The sequence below is a fragment of the Paenibacillus sp. 01L418 genome, from assembly GCF_056400045.1.
Window position 1 is genome coordinate 1 of sequence record NZ_JBFTSN010000601.1, and the last position, 3,086, is coordinate 3,086.

A 3,086-nucleotide genomic window follows, 5' to 3' on the forward strand; every position below is an offset into this window, starting at 1 on the left:
CATTAGAGGAAGGTGCTTGCGTGCAGCTGTTTCAGCCTAGCACTTAATAGATAAGAAAAAATTGAACGTCTGCTCATAACCATTCAAATTAAATATCAAACAACCTGCCTCCAGCAGCTTCATATAAACGAGAATACATTTTTAATGCATAGGTATCTGTCATTCCAGCAATGTAATCGCAAACCAATCTGGCATTCATCCGATCATCAGCTGCATGCCAGCTTAGCTTTTTATCTTCTGGAAGCAGGTTTGGATCATTGAACATCGCATCGAAGAGCTTTTCAATTATTTTACCGCCGCGCCATTCAAAGGTTTGAACCTTCTGTGAGAAGATCACATGCGTTTCGACCAGCTTCTTCAAATCCTCCAGCAGCTCCATAGCATCCTCAGTAATTACTGCCTTATAGCGCAACCGGCTGGAGGAGAATGCAGGCTGGGTCTCAACAACCGTAATCTCATGTATGAATCCAGAAACCAAATCAGCGAAAAAACGCTTCGTCTGTTTATGCCGTTCCCCGCTATTCTCCATAAAAACCCGTAAAGACTCTGCAATTCTAGCGGATGAAATATGCTTATGCTTATTTGCTACCACACATAGATCATCTATTTTGATCATATTAAGCTTGAAGGCATCTTCTAAATCATAGGTTGCGTAAGCAATATCGTCTGCGAGCTCAATAATAGAGCATTCAAACGTTTTATTTAAAGTCTTCTTATGTTTACCAGCCTGCAAGTCGGAAACTTGCATGAAATAAGCCTTCTCTTCAGGCGAAAAGCTCTCAATCACCCACTGAAATACATGCTCGTCCTCTTCAAAAACACTGCATTTAGGCGGTTTGCCCGTGATCTCGGGATTATTAACTTGCTTCATGCTGGCTGGGTATTTCAAAATGGACAATAAAACAGCTCTTGTTAAATCAAGGCCCGTTTCCATGTCCCCATCGCTAGTCGTATTCGTCAAAAGCCTGAACGTATGCGCATTCCCCTCAAAGTTTAGCTCGAATGCGCTCATGCATTTATTCAATGCACGCTCGCCTTGGTGCCCGAATGGCGGGTGCCCCAAATCATGAGCTAAAGCAGCTGCCTCAATAAGAGAAATATCTATTTTACTTTCCGTCTCTTTAAAAATATTGTTTTTTTCATTTAAGGTTGTGGCAATTCCTCTTGCAATTTGAGATACTTCAAGGGAATGTGTAAGCCGTGTTCGGTGAAAATCTCCTTCGCTGATCCCAATCACTTGCGTCTTGGACTGTAAGCGACGGAAAGCTGCTGAATGAATGATTCTGCCAAAATCACGTTCAAAGTCATCCCGAACTGAAATTCTTTGCTTCGCATTTTCTATATTAATATGCCTTTGAATATCCGTATCATTATAAAATGAATTTGAAGAATGTTTATAGAGAATCATAGGCTCGCTCCCAGCTCCTTGTCATTTAGAAACATTTTAACAATATATGGTCTTTATTAGAAGAGATCGCTGAACAATTCATAAAGGAGAGCTTTCGTTTGGGGAAAATATTCGCATTTTATGGCCCTTCCGCTTCAGGTAAATCCGAAATCCAGAAAGAGCTGACCCTTAGCGGCTTTCAAAAAATTATTACTTCAACAACCAGACTCCCGAGGCCGAATGAGTCAGACGGGATTCATTATATTTTTATGGAAACGAGCCAGTTTGAAAATCACATTCGTGCAGATGCCTTTATTGAATGGACACGATACAACGAGCATTATTACGGTACACTAAAATCCAGCATTGAAGAAGTATTCGATCAAAATAGGAATGCCCATATTGTAATGGACCTTGCTGGCGTACTCGCTTTAAAGAAGCGGTATGATCATGTGATTGCGATCTATGTAGGTGCGGATGTTGAATCCATTAAAAGAAGATTGGCAATAAGAGGCGGAATGCCTGAGGAAATCGCCAAAAGGGTGCAACGCGCGGAGGAAATTGAACTAAAGAGCGAGTATATGCAGCATGCTGATGTGGTCATATGGAACCATGATGACACCCGCTTTAATGATACAATGACGCAGGTTAAAGAGATCATAGCCGGTCATGGCTCATTTTGAGACCATCCAAAAAAAAATCAAAAGCTCAACTGCGCTTAGTATGCGTGGATGAGCTTTTTTGATAACTTTATTTAAGTAAATGCATAAGCAGCGCTTTTTGAACATGCATCCTGTTCTCAGCTTGCTGATAGATGATGGAACGCTCCGACTCCACTAAATCCTCCTCTATCTCGAAGCCCGGATGAATAGGCATGTCATGCATAAGATACGGCGAGTGTCCTGCAAGATTGCTTCTGTTCAACTGATAAGGCAGCATCTCCTCCATTCTTCGCTTCTTCTCATCTTGATAGTGGTCTTCATAAAAAAACTCCATATCAATCCAAGTGTCCGTATATACAAAATCAGATCTGGCTGCCGCACTAGGCAAATCAACAACCTTTTCAACAAATCCACTTTGAAAAGCTTTTTGCATAAGCTCCTCATCCGAAGATGGCTTATTAATGATCGGAGTAACTAATAAAAGCTTGATGCCAACCGCCATACAGCCTGCTACCAACGAATTGGCTACATTGTTATGAATTCCGACATACGTAAGCGTTATTCCCTCAAAATGACCAGCGACTTCATAGATTGTCATCAAGTCCGCAAGAGCCTGGCAAGGATGATATTTGTCGCAGCAGCCATTAATGACGGGAACCTTGGAGTACTTCGCTAATTCGAGCACATCGGAATGTTTCTTTAATCTCGCCATAATCACATCACAATTTCTTGATACATACTGCGCTTCATACTGGATAGGGGAAATGCTGAAGTTGCTGGAATCCCAATCCATAACGACTGAGTATCCGCCCATTTGGTTAATCCCGGATTGAAACGATAGATTCGTACGAGTAGAAGTTTTCTGAAAAAGCATAAGAAGACCTTTACGCTCTGCAGCATGGTAATAGCGTTCTGGGCTGTTCTTTATCTCGATTCCTTGCCTGATGATGGAGTGAATGGTGTCCGCGTCGTACTCTCTTAGTGATAATAAATGAGTCATGATTTCACCTCTAATGAATATTTATACGATATAATGT

The 3,086-nt window shown here is 41.4% G+C and carries 3 protein-coding genes; 1 reads left to right on the forward strand and 2 read right to left on the reverse strand.

Features of this window, described 5'->3' with window-relative positions; genetic code table 11:
• Positions 1-88 precede the first annotated feature (88 nt).
• Positions 89-1,408 (reverse strand): anti-phage deoxyguanosine triphosphatase, encoded by a 1,320-nt coding sequence (locus AC1DSE_RS33390; protein WP_477528921.1) that lies wholly within the window; start codon positions 1,406-1,408, stop codon positions 89-91.
• A 98-nt stretch (positions 1,409-1,506) separates the two neighbouring features.
• Between AC1DSE_RS33390 and AC1DSE_RS33395 the strand changes: the two genes are divergently transcribed.
• Positions 1,507-2,070, forward strand: a complete 564-nt coding sequence (locus AC1DSE_RS33395) for a guanylate kinase (protein ID WP_477512756.1) — start codon at positions 1,507-1,509, stop codon at positions 2,068-2,070.
• A gap of 67 nt (positions 2,071-2,137) precedes the next feature.
• Here AC1DSE_RS33395 and AC1DSE_RS33400 read toward each other — a convergent pair whose 3' ends face one another.
• On the reverse strand, positions 2,138-3,049 hold the full coding sequence (locus tag AC1DSE_RS33400) for a Rossmann-fold NAD(P)-binding domain-containing protein (protein ID WP_477512755.1): 912 nt from the start codon (positions 3,047-3,049) through the stop codon (positions 2,138-2,140).
• Positions 3,050-3,086 lie beyond the last annotated feature (37 nt).